Consider the following 17,583-nt stretch of genomic DNA (forward strand, 5'->3'; position numbering starts at 1 on the left):
GCAAGCCCTGTGGACCTTATGGTCCGGTGAGCAGCTTTCTGAGCTCGGCGGCGTGGCGCTGTGAGAGTTCCGGGTTCTCTTGGACGTCGCTGAGGGAGAGTCCGGTTGATTCTTTGACCGCGCGGCGCATGGCCTGGAGATTCGTGAATCCACTGGCCTGGGCTATGCCCGCAAGGGATCGCTTCCACGAATCCTGGCCGGAGAGGAGTTCCAGGGCCTCCAAGGTTCTGAGCGCGCGGATGTATCCGTTTACCTGGAGGCCCTCGTGTTCAAAGAGGTAGTAGAGCGCCCGGCGTGAAAGGAACGAGTACGCGACAACTTCATTGACATCAAGGGCCGGGTTCCTGTAGTTCCTGCAGACGAATTTCTTGATCGCTGCGATACGCGCCAGCTTCACATCCGCACCATCAACCGGCGCTTCCAGCAGTGAACCAACCAGGGCTGTCATCATGGACCGGAAAACCGGCCGGAGGCGCGGTATCTCCTGGCCTAAGTCCGCCCGCTGCCAGCTGGACAACGCGGGAAGAATCAATCCGCGCACCAAAGAATTTTCCCGAATGTCACCCAGCCCCTGCAGCCGTTTCATCGACTTGCCGTCCAAGCCCAACAGCTGCCCGTCGAATTGCATCCTCACCGCGCTTAAACCGTCCGGAGCATAGAAACTGCCCGGGGACGAGTGGTCAAGGAACCTGACCGTTCCGGCGGAAATTTCTTCGGATCGGCCCGAGAAGCTGAACCCGGGGCACGAACTCCGGAAGTACAGCAACCAGTTCTGGGAACGGGCAGGCGCACTCCATTGGCAGCTGGCCGGTTCATTGTTGACCTCAACGAGGCTGAAGCCAGGACCTTCCAGGCTTAAAGCGGTTGGATCGAACCTGGGACGCACCAATTGCTCGGTCTTTTCCAGCCGTGCCGGAGTGTCAATCGCGCTGCCGTACCAGCACCGCCAGTGCTCAAATTTTTCCTCCAGGTTCAGCCCCGCCGGAACACTGTAGTGTCTGATTCCATCCAGCCCCGAGCCCGATGTGTCCGGGCCGGAAGCGTCTGCGCTGGTCGCGGGCATATACGTCATGAGGCGGGCCCCTTTGGCTGTTCAACAACCGAGATTCAAATGGAGCATCAATGCGGCCGAAGGAGGCACGGTGCGCTTACGACATCCAAGTTTAGGCCCTCGGCGCGGAACGCCCCGGCAGCAGTGGCGGGCATCACCAACCCACCCGGAGCGGACGGCCCACGAAACAAAAGAGAAAAGCCTGACCAATCAAGCACCCCCAGCGCCAGCCCTACGGGCTTGGATCACCCATCGAGGAAGTGCGGTCCTGCCATTGCATCCATTCCTCGGGGCGCTCTGAGGGACGGCCCAGCAGGTAGCCTTGCCCGGCGTCCATGCCAAGTTCGGTGACTGTGTCCAGTTCCTTGTCGGTCTCGATTCCTTCGGCAATCAGGGCTGCTCCGATCCCGGTGGCAAAGGTGACCATTGCCGCTCCCAGGGTTCTCTGGCCACGGTTGGTGTCGATTCCAGCGACGATACACCGATCAAGTTTGATCAGCTCGGGCTTGAGCTGGAGGATGTGCCGCATGGAAGCAAACCCTGCGCCGGCGTCATCGACGGCGATTCATAAGCCGCTGTCCCGCGGCCGCGCCAAGGCAGCCGTGAATTGCTCGTAGTCGTCCACGACGGTGCGTTCGGTCAGTTCCAGCACAACTCGCCCTGCCTGCACCCGGGACTTCTGCAGAATGTCGTTCAGACGGGGATCAAGGAATGCCTGGGGTGAAAGATACACCGAAACGTACAGATGGGTTGGCAGCCGTGCCGCGGCATCGAGCGCCATCTCCATCGCCAGGAACTCGAGCTCCGCACCACATCCGACCGAGGCGGCGTCGGCGAACCACGCTTCGGGCGATTGGCTCAGCTGACCGGCGAAGCGTGTCAATGCTTCAACGCCTATGACACTCCCGGTGTCCAGGCGGCGGATCGGCTGGAACGCCGTTAATATTGTCCGGCCGGTCAGCAGGGCTCGCGCACGCGCCCTGACTTTTTCAGCGGCAAGGCTTTCAACCGTTCCGCGGTCCAAAAGCCGGCAGCTCCCCGTATACCCCAAACGCCCGGTTCCGTCCCTGCGCCCTCTGACGCAGATTTCGACCTGAACGGCGGTGCCGTCGCGGTGGCGAAGGGTGACCACGTCCGTCCAGGCAGCTTCCGGTTTATCGGCAGTTGCTCAGCACCGTACCCATGAGCTGGGCTGCCTCCGTAGCCTTAGCCCGGTGGTTGTGGGTGTTGGTGCCCCAGACTCCAGGCTGCGCGCAGGACCAAAGGCAGCAACAACACTCCGGCTAGAGCGGGGATAAATCCGGGGCCGCCGCTGGGGCCCGCAGCGGAACACCAGATGCAGGTGAGGGTGGCCAGCGTGATTCCTGTTTCGGCGCCCACGAGAACCAACAGCCACCGGCCGGCCGGCGACAACCACAGAGGCCCGGGCGGATGAGAAGGGTTACGGGTTGAACCAAGCCTATGCCTCCGGATAGGTTCTTCGGTCTGGTGACTGTGATTGGTCCACATCAGCGTTCCAACCCGGATCTATTCAAGACGGAGCGTTGGTGCAGTCAGACTTGCCCGCATGGGTCGAGCCGACAAGCGTACCTGCCGGGCTCTCCAAGGAGCGGAAAAACAACAGCCCCTTCGCTCCGTTGGTGGCTCTGAAGATCGACATTGCAAAACCCTATGGCGGATGATGATCCGTCGGCTTGGTGCAGGTTTCAGTCCGTGCAGTCTGTGATGGCGGGTGTGCCTCTCCGTGCATGAGGGCGGATTCAGCCAACGTTGTCCGGGCAACTTCCATCAGCAGTCCCGAAAACCGGCCATGCAGTAAGCACGGTTGCCGATGGGCAGGAAGTCCAGATCGCGGGCAAAATTTGTGCACTTGAAAAACCTTGCCTAGGGTGCAACTAATGCTAAGCACGCTTAGCATTTTCGGTCATTGGCCGAGGATTGCTAGTTTTGCCCACCCTGAGGAGAAATATCCGTGTCAGAAAAGCGCAGCATCAACATCCCTGGCGTCCCGGCAAGCGAACCTGCCAGCCTGGAAGAACCCACCACCCCACGGGAGCCTCTCCCGCCCAAGCCGGACCAGCAAGGACCGGAGGCGGTCTCCCCCACTGGAAGTCCAACAGGGGCACCGGCCACGTCGCGCGCCCAGTCCGGCCAGTATCTGACCACTGCCCAAGGGCTTCGCCTTCGCGATACTGACCACTCCCTGAAGGCCGGTTCGCGCGGACCCATCCTGCTACAGGATCACCACCTGCGGGAAAAGATCACGCACTTTGACCACGAGCGCATTCCCGAGCGCGTAGTCCACGCCCGGGGCGCCGGAGCCCACGGAGTGTTCCGCTCCTACGGCACGGCCGCCAACATCACCCGCGCAGGGTTCCTGGCAAAAGACGTTGAGACCCCGGTCTTCGTCCGCTTTTCCACCGTACTGGGGTCCCGTGGCTCTGCCGATACTGTTCGTGATACCCGCGGGTTCTCCACGAAGTTCTATACCGACGAAGGCACCTATGACCTCGTGGGCAACAACATCCCTGTCTTCTTCGTTCAGGACGGCATCAAGTTCCCGGACATCGTGCACGCGGCCAAGCCCCATCCGGACCGGGAGATTCCCCAGGCGCAGAGCGCCCACGACACATTTTGGGACTTCGTCTCTCTCCACACGGAGGCTCAGGCGCACACCATGTGGAACATGTCCGACAGGGGTATCCCGCGTTCCTACCGGACCATGGAAGGTTTCGGCGTGCACACCTTCCGGTTCGTCAACGCGGAAGGCCGCACCACTTTGGTGAAGTTCCACTGGAAGCCAAAGCAGGGCGTCCACTCGCTGGTGTGGGAAGAAGCGCAGATCATCAATGGCATGGATCCGGACTTCCACCGCAGGGACCTCGCAGATGCCATCGAGGCTGGCGCCTACCCGGAGTGGGAGCTCGGGGTACAGACCTTCCCGGACACCGAGGACCAGATGTTTGAAGGCATCGACCTGCTCGATCCCACCAAGTTCGTGCCGGAGGAACTGGCCCCGGTACAGCCCATCGGCGTCATGACCCTCAACGCCAATCCCACCAACTTCTTCGCAGAAACCGAACAGGTGGCATTCCACCCGGGCCACCTGGTCCCCGGGATCGACGTCACCAACGATCCCCTTCTCCAGGTACGGCTCTTTTCGTACCTGGACACCCAGATATCCCGGCTGGGTGGCCCCAACTTCGGCCAGATCCCCATCAACCGACCGCAGGCCCCGGTCAACGACATGCTGCGGGACGGGATGCACCAGCAGGCCGTCCACGCTGGAGTGGCTCCCTACCAGCCCAACTCCCTCGACGGCGGCTGCCCATTCCTCGCCGGACAGGATATCGGGGCATTCATTGATGTCCCGGAGGAACTGGCCGCCTCCATCAAGGAGCGCAGAAACCCGGCGTCCTTTGACGACCACTACAGCCAGGCGCGCCTCTTCTTCCGCAGCCTGAGCCCCGTGGAACAGGACCACGTGATTCAGGCCTACACGTTCGAGCTGGGCAAGTGCTACGAAAAGTCCATCCGCGAACGGCAGCTCGCGGCCCTCGCCAATGTGGACGCCGATTTGTGCGCCGCAGTAGCCAAGGGCCTTGGCCTGCCCGTCCCGGCGGCGACAGAAGAAGTGCCGGACTCGGACCCCAGCCCTGCCCTGTCGCAGCTGGGAAAAACCTGGCCTGTCGCCGGCCGGATCGTTGGAATTCTGGCCGATGAGGGCAGCGACCTTGCTGCCGTGAACGCGGCACGCCAGGCCTTGGACGCCGAAGGCATAGTCCCGCTGGTTATCGCTCCGGCAGCCGGATTCCTGGGATCAGAGGACGACGGCGGGGTCCCCGTGCAGCGTACCTACCTCACCGCCCGCTCAACAGAGTTTGACGCCGTCATCATTGCGGCGGCCGCCGCTCCGGCTCCGGACGCCGCGCCCGGGCTCGACGCCAAGGCCGGCGCCCCCGGGGGTGCGTTGGATCCGCGCGGTGTGCTGCTGCTGACTGAGGCGTTCAGGCACGCAAAGGCGATTGCGTCCCTGGACAGCGCCGCACCGGCTTTGACAGCGGCCGGCATCCCGCAGGATGCGCCCGGGATTGTTTCCGGGAACGACGTCGGGGCCCTGGTAAAGGAATTGACCGGCCTGATGGCGGCCCACCGGGTGTGGGAACGGTTCCCGGCGGCATCGGCCTAAGGGCCCGCCGGCAGCTGCGGAGCGGGCAACCGGGATGAAGCCCTCCCCCATCGGCTCGGCCAACGCACCACGTTTCATCAGCCGTCCCGGCTGCCGGAACGTTGGGCCTCGGCGGCCGATGGGGTGGGTCCGGGCCGGTTTGGCGTGCCTCCGGTTTCAGCCCAAACTAACGCACCTTCTGTGATTCGGATTACACTACCGTTTCATGACTTCCGGGCAGTCCCGCGCGGCGAAGGCGCTGCGCTTCTCCACCGACGGCATCCCCTCGGTAACCGCGTGCATCTGTGGGAGCACCACAACGCGAAGGCGCTTATCCCGCTCGACATTCACACCATGGATGAACAACCGCTGCAGGCGGCCGAAATCAACCTCCATTTCCCCTCCCTGAAGTTAGCCTCCGTCAGGGGCAGCGCCCAAGTGGTGGAGCGAACCGAGGCGTTCATCCGGCGCCACCCGATGAATTCCGTAGCCGTGTTCTTCGCCCTTGAAGGCGAAGCGTTCTTCTATCACCAAGGTGGCTTCGAAGCGCTCAAGCCCGGCCAAGCGGTTATCTATGACGTTGACCGGCCCTTCATGCGTGGCTTCAGCAGCGGGCTGCGGGAAATGGTGATGACTGTCCCGCATGAGGACTACCTCGAAATCACCGGCGGCCGCGCTCTGGCCAAGCCGATCGTCTTTGACTTCCGGCAGGAGCAACCGGACAGCCGGCGCGCCTTCACCCTGGCCCGGCTGGTGTCTGATGCGCTGTCCCGCTCGGGGGACGCAGAGAGCACCGAGGCCGCGGCGTTCGAGCTGCTGTCCGCGATACTGGTGGGCGACCGCAGCGGCACCGGCGCCTCCCACCTCGCCGCCGCCCGCTGCTACATCACCGAGCATCTGGGCGATATCGAACTCAATGTGGCAAAAGTGGCCTCCGCCGTCGGCATCAGCGAAAGGCACCTGGCCCGCCTCTTCAACGAAACGGGCAGCCCGCCGAGTGCCTACATCCTCGAGCTCCGGCTCGAGCTCGCCCGGCGCCTGCTGACGGACCGGACCGAGGCTCAGTCGCCCATAGCGGCGGTTGCCCGCCGTTGCGGGTACGCATCGCAGGCTTACTTCGCGCGCGCTTACAAAACGCGCTACGGCGTCACACCCTCGACGGAACGCCGGGCCGCCCTCGCCCAACCCGCTGAGCGGCTCGTTTTGCACTGACCGGACATCTTTTTACACCCACCCGACCTCATGTGATCCGCGACACCCATGGTCCCGTGGTGTGCGCCACGCTGAAGGGGAACAACACGCCCAACAGCTTCCAGGAGTACACGATGTCTGCAACATCCATGATCGATCCGCGGGACCTGCGCCACGCGTTCGGCCGGTTCGGGACGGGCGTCACGGTAGTGACCACGACGTCGGGTGACGGCCAGGCGCATGGTGCGACTGTGAGCGCGTTCACGTCGGTGTCGCTGGACCCGCCGCTGGCCCAAGTCACGCTGATGCGCAGTTCGAAGCTCGCCACCTTCGTGAAGGATCGACCCTTCGCCATCAATGTGATGTCCATGGGACAGCTTGGCACTTGCCTGCACTTCGCCGGCAAGCCGATGAAAGGCGGCCCCGCTTGGGGCCGGAGCGCTACGGGCGTTCCCGTGCTGGCAGGCAACGCGGCCACCCTCGAATGCCGGCCGTGGCGCATTTACGACGGCGGTGACCACCTGATTGTCGTCGGCGAGGTCGAGCACCTCGAGATCACCCCCCTCGATCCCCTGATATTTTTCGGCGGCAAGTTTCACCACTTGGGCCGCCTCGTCGACGGCACGCCGTGGGAGCAGTGCGGCGACGGCCACGAGGCCGGCTGGATCACCGGGGCCGCTGCCTTCGGCCGCCTCTCCGCCGCGGTGTAGCCCCCGCACAGCGCCACACCCTGCCGGCGTCGCGCCCGTGCCCTCCGTTTCATTTCCACTCATCCGTTTTACCCTCCGCCCGTACGGCGACGACGCCGACGAACCACTGAAAGGAACCGGCCATGACCGAGACCATCGAAACCCCCGAAACGGCAACTTTGCCAGACATGTCTGCCCGGACAGCACCTGCGAATCCGCTGAAGCCACAAACCGGAGACGAATACATTGAGTCCCTGCGCGATGACCGTGAAGTTTGGATTTACGGTGAACGGGTCAAGGACGTCACCACACACCCGGCCTTCCGTAACTCCGTGCGTATGGCGGCCCGACTCTACGACGGCTTCCACAACCCGGACACCGCGTCAAAGCTCCTGGTCCCCACCGACACCGGCTCCGACGGCCAGACCCACCCGTTCTTTAAGGCTGCCCGCAGCGTCGAGGACCTGAAGGCCTCACGCACAGCGATCGAAACCTGGGCGCGGATGTCCTACGGCTGGATGGGCCGCTCCCCCGACTACAAGGGGGCTTTCCTCGGCACCTTGGGTGGGATGCCGGACTTCTACGAGCCGTTCAAGGACAACGCGATCCGCTGGTACAACGAATCCCAGGAAAAGGTCCTTTACTGGAACCACGCCATTATCAACCCGCCGGTCGACCGGCATCTCCCGCCCGACCAGGTCGGCGACGTGTTCATGAAAGTCGAGAAGGAGACCGACGCCGGGCTGGTTGTCTCCGGCGCGAAGGTTGTCGCCACAGGCTCGGCCATCACCCAGTACAACTTCATCGCCCACTACGGCCTGCCGATCAAGAAGAAGGAATTCGCCCTGATCTGCACAGTGCCCATGGACGCACCCGGCGTGAAGCTGATCTCCCGGGCCTCTTACTCCCACCAGGCCGCCGTGATGGGTACCCCGTTCGACTACCCGCTCTCAAGCCGACTGGACGAGAACGACTCAGTCTTCGTGTTCGACAAGGTCCTGATCCCGTGGGAAAACGTCTTCGCCTACGGGGACATCGAGAAGATCAACAATTTCTTCCCGCAGACCGGTTTCCTCAACCGCTTCACCTTCCAGGGAGTCATTCGGCTGGCCGTCAAGCTCGACTTCATCGCCGGCCTACTTCTCAAGGCCCTCGAAATCGCCGGAACCAAGGACTTCCGCGGCGTCCAAGCGCGGGCCGGAGAAGTCATCGGCTGGCGAAACATGTTCTACGCCCTCGCCGATGCCATGGCACTCAACCCGGATGCCGGCCCCGACGGCACCGTCCTGCCGAAGCTCGACTACGGGCTCGCGTACCGGATGTTCATGGCCACCGGCTACCCGCGGATTAAGGAAATCATTGAACAGGACGTCGCCTCGGGACTGATCTATCTCAACTCCTCTGCGCTGGACTTCAAGACCCCGGAAATCCGCCCTTACCTGGACAAGTACGTCCGTGGCTCCGGTGGCATCCAGGCTGTGGACCGGGTCAAGTTGATGAAGCTGCTCTGGGACGCCATCGGCACCGAATTCGGCGGCCGCCACGAACTCTACGAGCGAAACTACTCCGGCAACCACGAAAACGTGAAGGCCGAACTGCTCTTCGCCGCCCAGGCTCAAGGCACCACAACCATGATGACCGGCTTTGCGGACCAGTGCATGAGTGAATACGACCTGGACGGTTGGACCGTTCCGGACCTCATCAACAACGACGACGTCAGCCTCTTCCTCAAGCGCCACTAGTCGGTCCGCTGAGTCGCCCGCCACGGGCAACCCAAAGGATTCCCAGGAGGAACCATGTTTGACGATCAAACCGAATTTCGGCATTCCGGTCCCCCGTCCCCTCCCGCCGGCGAAACCACACTGGTGCATATGGCCTGGAGCGGTTGGTGCTACGACCCGGAAGTCCTCATGGAAGAAACCCAAAACAAACCATCAACAAAACAGGAGATGCAATGACCATCGAATTCCAAGCCACCGCTGCCGCTTCGGGGGCGAACGCCACCGAGCGCTTCCGCGAGAACAAGAAGGCCGCCGCGTCGTCCAGCCAGGAGCGGGTGAGCCAGCTGGCCTCACGGCTGATCAAGGCCATTAACGACACTGTGCTCGAAGAGAAGGTCACGTACGACGAGTACAACGCCCTGAAGGCGTGGCTCATTCAGGTCGGCGAGGACGGCGAATGGCCACTGTTCCTCGACGTCTGGGTGGAGCACTCAGTGGAGCAGGTCGCCAACGAGTACCGGGAAGGCACCAAGGGATCCATTGAAGGTCCGTACTATGTGCCCGACTCCCCGCAGCTCGACTCGCCGGCCACCCTGCCGATGCGCGACAACGAGCAGGGTACCCCGCTGCTCTTCCAGGGCAACATCACCAACCTCGCAGGCGAAAAGCTGCCCGGGGCCTCAGTGGAAATCTGGCACGCCGACGACGAGGGGTTCTACTCCCAGTTCGCCCCCGGCCTGCCCGAGTGGAACCTGCGGGCTACGGTCATCGCGGACGCAGACGGCCGCTACGAAATCAACACCATGCAACCCGCCCCTTACCAGATCCCGACCGATGGCTCCTGCGGAAAGCTAATCGCTGCGGCCGGCTGGCATGCCTGGCGGCCCGCCCACCTGCACCTGAAGATCTCGGCGCCCGGCTATCACCTGATCACCTCGCAGCTCTACTTCAAGGGCGACTCACACGTGGGCGATGACATCGCCTCAGCCGTGAAGCCCGAACTGATACTCGACCCCACTCCACGTGCCGACGGGGCGGGCCGTGAAGTCTCCTACGACTTCGTTCTCGATCCCGCATAAAGGACGCCGGGACCGGCAACGCAATCCCACGCGACCCGCTGCTGGGGCACAGGCACCAGCAGCGGGTCGCCCCTTCGCCCCGCAGTTGGCTGGCACTGAAGTCATGGACCGGGAGAGGATTCACGCCGTACTGCGGCGGACTATCCACAATCAGGTGGCGAAGGGCGCCGTCGACATCGCGGTGTGGGATGCCATCGGCAAAACCCTCGGCACCCCGGTGCACAAGCTGCTCGGCGGTTACACGGACCGTATGCGGGTGAGCCACATGCTCGGTTTCCGGCCCGCGCACGAGCTGCTCGCCGAAGCGCGGCGCTACCGGGGGCACTACGGCATCACCACGTTCAAGCTGAAGGTTGGCCGCAGGCCATTGTCACTGGACGTGGAAGCGTGCCGCGTCCTGCGCGAGGGGCTGGGCGACGACGTCGAGATCTACCTGGACGCGAACCGCGGATGGACGGCGAACGAAGCCCTGGAAGTACTCCGTTGCACCGAGGATCTCGGCCTGAGCCTGCTCGAGGAGCCGTGCGACGCCAAGGAAGCCCTGGGCCGCCGCCGCCTGGTCGAAAAGTCACCGATCCCGGTGGTCGGCGACGAATCCGTCCCTACAGCCGGGGACGTCTCCCGCGAGCTCCTCTCCGGGGGATGCAACGCCGTCTGCATGAAAACCGCACGGTCCGGCTTCACCGAGGCCACCGAAATCCTGGGCCTGTGCACGGGACTCGGAGTAGACGAGACCATCGGCAACCAGATCGACACCCAGATTGGATCGCTCGCCACAGTGACCTTCGGCGCCTCCCACGAGGCCACAAGCCGGCGTGCCGGGGAGCTGTCCAACTTCCTGGACATGGCCGACGATCTCCTGGCTGACCCCATCCGCATCATCGACGGAACGATCGCTCCGCGACCTACCCGGAGTTGGAGCCGAGATCGACGAGGACAAGCTGGCAGCCTACCGCCTGACCTAGCGGTCCCGGAAGTACATCCAGCCCCCAACCGAAAGAGAAAAACATGTTGTTCCTTGCCCGCATGGACGTCCATTTCCCGCCGCACCTCGAGCCGGACGAGGTTACCCGCCTGCAGGGCCTCGAGCAGGAATACTCCCACACCCTGCAGCAGGACGGTCGACTGGCCGCCATCTGGCGGGTAGTAGGCGAGTACGCAAACTACTCAGTCTTCAACGTCGGGTCCAACGACGAACTGCACCAAATCCTCGGCGGCTTTCCCATGTACCCGTACATGGGGATCAAAGTCACGCCGCTGGCCAAACATCCCAACTCCCTTCAATGACCTGGAACGCCGGCCTGTCCGAAGCCTCAAGGCGTTTGGGAAATGCAGGGCAGGAGTTGCCCCGATAACTCAGCTGACGGAGAGGGTTCCTGTGGCTTACTCGTCGCGGTTGATCGCCAAGTAGGTGAGACCGCTCAAATCCAACCAATATCGGGTTGGCGTTTCCACCAGCCTCAGCAGCACGCCCTGGCAGCCGCGGCAGCGCACCACAATACCGGGCGCATCGGCGAACACCATTGCCTCGCCAAAGGCCCTGACTGAACCGCAGTGCCTGCAGCGTCCGAGCGCCGCGATGATGTCGATGCGGAACACTTCGGACAACGCGCCAGCCGTTGCGTTACCGTCCAGGGACGGAATCGGATCATGGGGCGACGCTGCAAGGTCTTGGTCGTCAGAGTCGGGGACAGCGAAATCGTCCGCGCCGTTCACTGGATGCCTCCCATCCCGCCGAACCTCTCGGTCCTTATCGACTCCCCAGGGTAGCCGGCCATCACCAGCCAGTCCGCAACGGTCTCGACAAAAACCGTTTGGCCGCAGATGAAAACATCCGGATTCTCCTCAGCCGGGAAGATCTTTTGCAGAAGTGTGTCCGAGGTAAGGCGCCCGGGCGGGGCAGGCCAGCCTGCCGGCGTCGAGCGCGTGTAAACATAGTCCACCATCAGCTTGTCCGATTCCCGGTCCAACCGACGCAACTCGTCCCGGTAAAGCGAAGTCTCGGGTGACTTGAGGGAGTAGAGCAACCTGAAAGGAGACTCGTTGGTGGACGCTTGGTGGGCGCGGATCATCGACATCAGGGGCACCACTCCGGATCCCCCGCCGATCAGCTGCACCCGGTTCCCATCCCGGGGCCGCCAAACGAACCAGCCACCCACCGGCCCGCGGATTTCCAGACTATCCCCGACGCCCAGGTCCCGGACCAGATAAGGCGACACTTCGCCGTCGGGCAACTCGTCAACGGTAATTTCCAAATGCCCATCCATGCTTGCCGATGCCACCGAGTAGGAGCGGATGGCGGTGTAGCCGTCCTCGGCGGTGAGGCGGATGTCGATGTGCTGGCCTGCCAGGTGTCCCATCAATCCATCCACGCGCAGCCTGATGGTCCGGGCCGTGGCATTTTCCGGAACTCCGCCCACCACTTCTGCGATCCGCCATTGGCTGCTCACGGTGCGCGCCTCATGAGTACCGCTCCTCGCGCCACGGATCGCCGTGGAGATGGTAGCCATTTGATTCCCAAAAACCGGGAACGTCTTCCACGGTCAGTTCCAGGCCGTGAATCCATTTGGCGCTTTTCCACAAATACAGATGCGGCACCAAAAGCCGTGCCGGGCCCCCGTGGGCGCGTTCAAGGGGTCTGCCGTTGTATTCCCAGGCCACCCAGGCCTTGCCGCCCAGGAGGTCCCACAGAGGAACGTTGGTTGTGTACCCGCCGAAGGAATGGGCGGTGGCGAAATCGCAGGTGGTTTCGACTTTTTCGAAAAGCGTGTCCAATGAAACTCCACGCCACACTGTTCCCAGTTTTGACCAACTGGTCACACAGTGAATGTCCGCGGTGATTCGCTCCTGGGGCAAGGCCATGAAGTCGTTCCAGGACCAAGAGAACCGTTCGCCGGTCTCAGCGGCGATGAAGAACTCCCAGTCGTCAACGGGAATAAGCGGAGAAGGCCCAGCGGTGAGGACGGGAAAATCCTGCGTTTCATGCTGCCCGGGAGGCAGTGCGGGATTCTGCGACCGGCGTCCACGGAAGCCGGAAGAAATCAAACCCATGATGCACCTCCGCAGTGGAGCCTCACCCGGTCACTAAACGTGATTCCCCAACCATAAGACAACGTCTGGACGGGGTCCAGATATCAACGGGACGCGGCCGGGGCGCCCGTCGAAACGCTGTGTGTGCCGTGGCAAACAACCTCATGAATAAATACGGCCCAGGCAGGGTACGGGAACGTTGATTCCAAATTCCAGAATTGGTAATCGAAAGCGATCAGGAGCGGCTTGTGCTGGTTGATGTCGTTGCAGAGGTCCAGCCAGTGGACCTGATGGCCGCCCGGATGCAGATGGCACTGTCCCTCGGTTGGCACATTATTGTTGCCTGCTTTGGTGTCGGAATGCCGGCCATAACGCTTCTGGCCGAATGGCGCGGCCACCGTACCGGTGATGCGCACTACCGTCTGTTGGCGCGCCGGTGGGCCCGGGTGATGGGCGTCCTCTTTGCCGTAGGTGCAGTTTCCGGAACGATCCTGTCCTTCGAGATGGGTTTGCTGTGGCCGGGCCTAATGGGAGTCTATGGCGAAGTTATCGGCCTGCCGTTTACTTTGGAGGGCATCGCCTTCTTTATCGAAGCGATCTTCCTTGGCATCTACCTTTACGCCTGGGACCGCCTGCCGCCGCGCATCCACATGCTCACCGGTTTACCTGTCATCGCCGCAGGAGTAGCCAGCGCCTTCTTCGTCGTAACCGCCAACGCGTGGATGCAGCAACCAACCGGGTTCGACGAGGAAAACGGCCGCATCATTGCCGTGGACCCTATGGCGGCCATGTTCAATCCTGCTACACCGCCGCAGACCGTTCACATGATCCTGGCTGCCCTTATGGTTGCCGGTTTCGGAATGGCCTCGGTTTACGCCTACGCCATGCTCCGCGGGCGGCGGGACAGATACCACCGGCTCGGCTTTCTTGTCCCGTTTGCCGTTGCTGCCGTCGTCACTCCCGTGCAGATAGGGGTTGGCGACTGGGCCGCACATTTCGTCGCAGAGAACCAACCGGTGAAGCTCGCAGCGATGGAGGGGATCTTCGAGACCCAACGGGGAGCCCCGCTGCACATAGGAGGAATCGCCGTTGACGGCGAGATGCGGTACGCCATCGAAATCCCCAGCGGCCTGTCGCTGCTGGCGCACTTCGATCCAAACGCCGAGGTCATGGGACTCAACGAAGTACCCGAAGATGCCCGGCCCCCCGTTAACATCGTCCACCTCGCGTTCCAAATCATGGTGGCAGGCGGTTTCGCCTTGCTCGGACTCTCCGTTTGGATGGCCATTGCCTGGAAACGCCGCAAGGACCTGCCCCGGTCGAAGTGGTTCCTTCGTTTTGCAGCCCTGTCAGGACTTGCTGCGGTGGCGTGCCTCGAGGCCGGCTGGGTGGTCACCGAAGTGGGCCGGCAGCCGTGGATCGTGTTCGGGATCCTTCGCACTTCCGACGCCGTGAATCCTGCGCCTGGCCTGTTCTACGGATTCATCCTCGTATCGATCGTTTACCTGTTCCTCACAGCTGCCTCCCTGTACGTTCTTCGACGCCTGGCCAAAGACAAGCCGGTGCCACTGGCGCCCCAGGAATCAGACGTCACCGACTACAAAATCATCTAGGAGGGGCCATGCCGCTCGCGGAACTGCTGATGGCAGCCATGTGGATCTGCCTTACCGCATACGCCCTGTTCGGCGGCGCGGACTTCGGCGGCGGCTTCTGGGACCTCATCGCGGGCCGTGCCGAAAGAGGCAGGCCGCAGCGGAACCTCATTGAACACTCCATTGGCCCCATCTGGGAAGCCAACCATGTCTGGCTGATCTTCGTCATCATACTGACCTGGACAGTCGTTCCCCCCGTGTTCGCCGCAGTATCCTCCACGCTATATATCCCACTGACGCTCGTGGCCCTGGGCATCATCGCAAGAGGCTCCGCCTTCGCCTTCCGGAAAGTCAGCCAGGAACTGTGGCAGCAACGCCTGTTCGGCGGCGCCTTCGCCCTGTCCTCTGTCCTCACCCCGTTCTTCCTCGGAACCGTGGGCGGATCCATCGCCTCCCGCAGGGTACCGCCGGGAATAGCAGCAGGTGACCCCATCACCAGCTGGGTCAACCCCACCTCACTCACCAGTGGAATCCTTGCTGTGGCCACCACCGCCTACCTCGCCGCCGTCTACCTGACCCACGATGCCCGGCGCGAAGGCAACCCCGGACTCGCGGACGCTTTCCGGCGCAGGGCGTTGGCAGCCGGGACAGCAGCCGGAGGGCTCGCCGTCCTGGAACTGTTCGTCCTGGCCATCGACGCGCCCCAACTGTTCCAGGAACTGGTTACCCTGCCGGCACTGCCACTGGCAGCGCTGTCGGTACTGGCCGGCATCGCGTCCCTCATGCTCATGGTCCGCCGCCATTTCGTAGCCGTTCGCGTCACCGCCGCTCTGGCAGTAACTACGCTGCTCTGGAGCTGGGGCGCGGCCCAGTACCCGTATGTCCTGCCAGGGCTGGAGCTCTCAGAAGCATCCGCCACAGAAAGCGTCCTCATCGCCAATTCGGTAGCCGTGTTGCTCGCAGGAATCCTGGTGGTTCCCTCACTGTGGTGGCTGTACGCGATCTTCCAGCGGGACCAGTTCTCTGACAAGACACGGGGGCAAGCGCGCTGAAAGCCTGGGCCTGGGCCTGTTGAAGCATCGCTCGACGACGTTGCGGCCGCGGGAGCGGGCCTTTGGTGGTCGCCGAAGCCGATTGGCCGTCCTCGCCGCCGGTGGCGGTGCGCCGCGTACACTAGGGGGCAGTGAACCCCCGGTTCCTTGTGAACACAAAGGAATCCGTAGGTCCTGTGATATTCCGTGATGTCGGGATTCGCTCTAACCCAGGCGTTGGGCCATCGGACCCCTGCACGGTCAATCGAGCTGGAGGGGAACGTCTTCAATGTCGCACATTGATCGCAAGGCACTAATCTCGGCCGTCATCGGTCTCGTTATCGCACTCGTTGCGGCGTTGCTCGGGGCCCCCGAACTCGCGCCCTTGATCGGGTGGTCTGTCGCCGGCTGTGCCTTCCTGGTCTGGGCGTGGACTAAGGCGTGGCCCGCTGGTCCGGAGGCCACGGGTGAACTCGCCCGCCAGGAAGGCCGGTCTCGAAGGCTCGTTGACTCCCTCATCATCGGCGCAACATTCGTCAGTCTCGTGGCGGTCGTCTTTGCATTGATCCGCAGTCAGCAGAAGGACTCCATTGGCGTGGCCGCGGCGATTCTGGCGGCTCTCGGCGTGGTGCTCGCGTGGGCTCTCGTCAACACCGTCTACGCGTTCAAGTACGCTCGGATGTACTACCACGACGACCACCATCGCTTCAGCTTCAACCAGGACGAGGACCCGTCGTACAGCGACTTCGCCTACGCGGCATTTTCCATCGGCATGTCATACAACGCGAGCAATGTGAACGAGTCATCCACTCCCTCCCGCAGGATCGCCCTGGGGCATGCTTTGCTCTCCTACTTCTTCGCCACCTTCGTGGTCGCAGTGGCGATCAACCTCGTGGTCAGTCTCGGCCAGTCCAGTTGACTGCGACACGGGTGGGTGATGCGCTGCGGCACCGGGTCGTTCGACGGCGGCCCCGGAAGTTCAGATGGGGTGTACCAAGGATTGTCGGTGGCGTTCTGCCCGCCTCACAAGCATCTTGTTCAGCTGTCTCCCAAGGCAGCAGGACCAGCCCATAGGAGTTTCCGCGGGGTGTGCCAGAGGACATTCTTCATCCACTGGCTTCCGAGCCCCCAGCCTTCGAGTACTTGAATCTGGTGGCTGTAGGAGTAGGGAATCGAGGGGAAATCCGAGCCGAAGACGACTTTGTGTGACAGTCCGGCAACGGTCTCCTGGTATCCGGGCGGGAGCGGGGCGACCTGTTCCATGTAGGAGGTGCCCACCATGGTGGTGTCGAGGTAGACGTGAGGATTGTTTGCGGCAAGATCGGCGAACTCCCGGTACTCCGGCAAGCCTGCGTGGGCGATGATGAGCACCAGTGTGGGGTACCTCTTGATGAGTTCGCGGATGGGTTCAGGTCCGGTGAATTCCCCGGCGTGCGGACCGTTGCCGCAGTGGATGACCACCGGTGCAGCGGAGTCCTGAATGAGCTCCCAGGCGGGTGCAAGCTGCGGGTCCAAGGGAGAGAATCCGCCTACCTGGATATGCACCTTGAAGATCCGGGCGCCTTGTCTCAAGCTGCGCGCCACGACGGTTTCCACGTCTGGCTCCGGGTAGAAAGTGGCAGAGTGGATGGCGTCAGCATGGCTCAAGGCGAAGGCTGTGGAGTAGTCGTTGAGCCATTGCGCCATGCCGGGGCGGTGCGCATAATTCAGTGTGGTGAATGCCTTCACCCCCATCTCTCGCAGCGTCCGCACCCTTTCCTCTTCGGAGTCCCGGTAGGTGATGGGCCACGCAGGAGCCCCGCTGTCCGCCACGCGGTCAAAGAACCCCCACACCTTTTCCAGTACCTGGAAAGGCATGAAATGCACATGCAAATCAATAATCCCCGGCAATCCCAGCGAGTCGAGGTACGGGCGGACCTCCGCGTCTGAACGCGGTACAAGTGCTACAACCAATATGAATCTCCTGCGTTCCACATCTCTTCAACACCCGCGCTTCCTCGACCCAATGAAGCTCGCCAGGCTAGAGCCCTC

Annotated in this window: 15 protein-coding genes and 2 pseudogenes; 11 read left to right on the forward strand and 6 right to left on the reverse strand. The window is 62.7% G+C overall.

Annotation, left to right across the window (positions count from 1 at the left end; genetic code table 11):
• Positions 1-16 precede the first annotated feature (16 nt).
• Together BACI348_RS05510 and BACI348_RS05515 are read right to left on the reverse strand one after the other, a co-directional pair.
• Entirely contained in the window at positions 17-1,072 is a 1,056-nt protein-coding gene (locus BACI348_RS05510; protein WP_236557443.1) for an AraC family transcriptional regulator, read from the reverse strand.
• Between the two features lie 211 nt (positions 1,073-1,283).
• Positions 1,284-2,183, reverse strand: a pseudogene (locus BACI348_RS05515) (EAL domain-containing protein).
• Positions 2,184-3,023: 840 nt separating this feature from the next.
• On the opposite strand from BACI348_RS05515, the gene BACI348_RS05520 reads away from it, so the two are divergent.
• The 8 genes and pseudogenes from BACI348_RS05520 to BACI348_RS05555 all read left to right on the forward strand — a co-directional run bounded on the left by BACI348_RS05520 (position 3,024) and on the right by BACI348_RS05555 (position 11,186).
• Entirely contained in the window at positions 3,024-5,240 is a 2,217-nt protein-coding gene (locus BACI348_RS05520) for a catalase (RefSeq protein ID WP_159824309.1), read from the forward strand.
• A 333-nt stretch (positions 5,241-5,573) separates the two neighbouring features.
• A complete protein-coding gene (locus BACI348_RS05525) occupies positions 5,574-6,431 on the forward strand; it encodes an AraC family transcriptional regulator (protein ID WP_159824310.1) in 858 nt (285 codons plus the stop codon).
• A gap of 113 nt (positions 6,432-6,544) precedes the next feature.
• The gene (locus BACI348_RS05530) at positions 6,545-7,120 is read left to right on the forward strand and encodes a flavin reductase family protein (RefSeq protein WP_159824311.1); all 576 of its coding nucleotides are present in this window, start codon (positions 6,545-6,547) and stop codon (positions 7,118-7,120) included.
• A gap of 122 nt (positions 7,121-7,242) precedes the next feature.
• A complete protein-coding gene (locus tag BACI348_RS05535) occupies positions 7,243-8,841 on the forward strand; it encodes a 4-hydroxyphenylacetate 3-hydroxylase family protein (RefSeq protein ID WP_159824312.1) in 1,599 nt (532 codons plus the stop codon).
• A 54-nt stretch (positions 8,842-8,895) separates the two neighbouring features.
• The gene (locus tag BACI348_RS05540) at positions 8,896-9,057 is read left to right on the forward strand and encodes a hypothetical protein (protein WP_159824313.1); all 162 of its coding nucleotides are present in this window, start codon (positions 8,896-8,898) and stop codon (positions 9,055-9,057) included.
• The gene (gene catA / locus BACI348_RS05545) at positions 9,054-9,899 is read left to right on the forward strand and encodes a catechol 1,2-dioxygenase (RefSeq protein ID WP_159824314.1); all 846 of its coding nucleotides are present in this window, start codon (positions 9,054-9,056) and stop codon (positions 9,897-9,899) included. The genes BACI348_RS05540 and catA overlap by 4 nt, the downstream gene beginning before the upstream one ends.
• A 73-nt stretch (positions 9,900-9,972) precedes the next feature.
• A pseudogene (locus BACI348_RS05550) lies at positions 9,973-10,864 on the forward strand (enolase C-terminal domain-like protein); the annotation flags it as partial.
• Between the two features lie 61 nt (positions 10,865-10,925).
• The gene (locus BACI348_RS05555) at positions 10,926-11,186 is read left to right on the forward strand and encodes a muconolactone Delta-isomerase family protein (RefSeq protein WP_328700006.1); all 261 of its coding nucleotides are present in this window, start codon (positions 10,926-10,928) and stop codon (positions 11,184-11,186) included.
• 96 nt (positions 11,187-11,282) lie between these two features.
• Here the strand turns inward: BACI348_RS05555 and BACI348_RS05560 are convergent, their stop codons facing one another.
• The 3 genes from BACI348_RS05560 to BACI348_RS05570 are packed head-to-tail and all read right to left on the reverse strand — an operon-like array spanning position 11,283 to position 12,950.
• A complete protein-coding gene (locus BACI348_RS05560; RefSeq protein WP_236557447.1) occupies positions 11,283-11,615 on the reverse strand; it encodes a DUF6510 family protein in 333 nt (110 codons plus the stop codon).
• Positions 11,612-12,349, reverse strand: coding sequence for a ferredoxin reductase (locus tag BACI348_RS05565; RefSeq protein ID WP_236557449.1), 738 nt, complete (start codon positions 12,347-12,349; stop codon positions 11,612-11,614). Before BACI348_RS05565 ends, BACI348_RS05560 begins: the two co-directional genes overlap by 4 nt.
• Before the next feature lie 10 nt (positions 12,350-12,359).
• Positions 12,360-12,950, reverse strand: coding sequence for a molybdopterin-dependent oxidoreductase (locus tag BACI348_RS05570; protein WP_159824316.1), 591 nt, complete (start codon positions 12,948-12,950; stop codon positions 12,360-12,362).
• 227 nt (positions 12,951-13,177) lie between these two features.
• Here BACI348_RS05570 and BACI348_RS05575 point away from each other — a divergent pair, with 227 nt between their 5' ends.
• The 3 genes from BACI348_RS05575 to BACI348_RS05585 all read left to right on the forward strand — a co-directional run bounded on the left by BACI348_RS05575 (position 13,178) and on the right by BACI348_RS05585 (position 16,471).
• The gene (locus tag BACI348_RS05575) at positions 13,178-14,542 is read left to right on the forward strand and encodes a cytochrome ubiquinol oxidase subunit I (RefSeq protein ID WP_201298381.1); all 1,365 of its coding nucleotides are present in this window, start codon (positions 13,178-13,180) and stop codon (positions 14,540-14,542) included.
• 8 nt (positions 14,543-14,550) lie between these two features.
• Complete coding sequence (locus tag BACI348_RS05580; protein WP_159824317.1) at positions 14,551-15,573, forward strand: cytochrome d ubiquinol oxidase subunit II; 1,023 nt, start codon at positions 14,551-14,553, stop codon at positions 15,571-15,573.
• Between the two features lie 268 nt (positions 15,574-15,841).
• Positions 15,842-16,471 (forward strand): DUF1345 domain-containing protein, encoded by a 630-nt coding sequence (locus BACI348_RS05585; protein ID WP_159824318.1) that lies wholly within the window; start codon positions 15,842-15,844, stop codon positions 16,469-16,471.
• Between the two features lie 119 nt (positions 16,472-16,590).
• Here BACI348_RS05585 and BACI348_RS05590 read toward each other — a convergent pair whose 3' ends face one another.
• Positions 16,591-17,526: an amidohydrolase family protein gene (locus tag BACI348_RS05590; protein WP_268892325.1), complete on the reverse strand. Its 936-nt coding sequence runs from the start codon at positions 17,524-17,526 to the stop codon at positions 16,591-16,593.
• Positions 17,527-17,583: the final 57 nt, after the last annotated feature.

It is taken from the genome of Arthrobacter sp. 9AX, assembly GCF_902506095.1.
Lineage (GTDB): Bacteria > Actinomycetota > Actinomycetes > Actinomycetales > Micrococcaceae > Arthrobacter.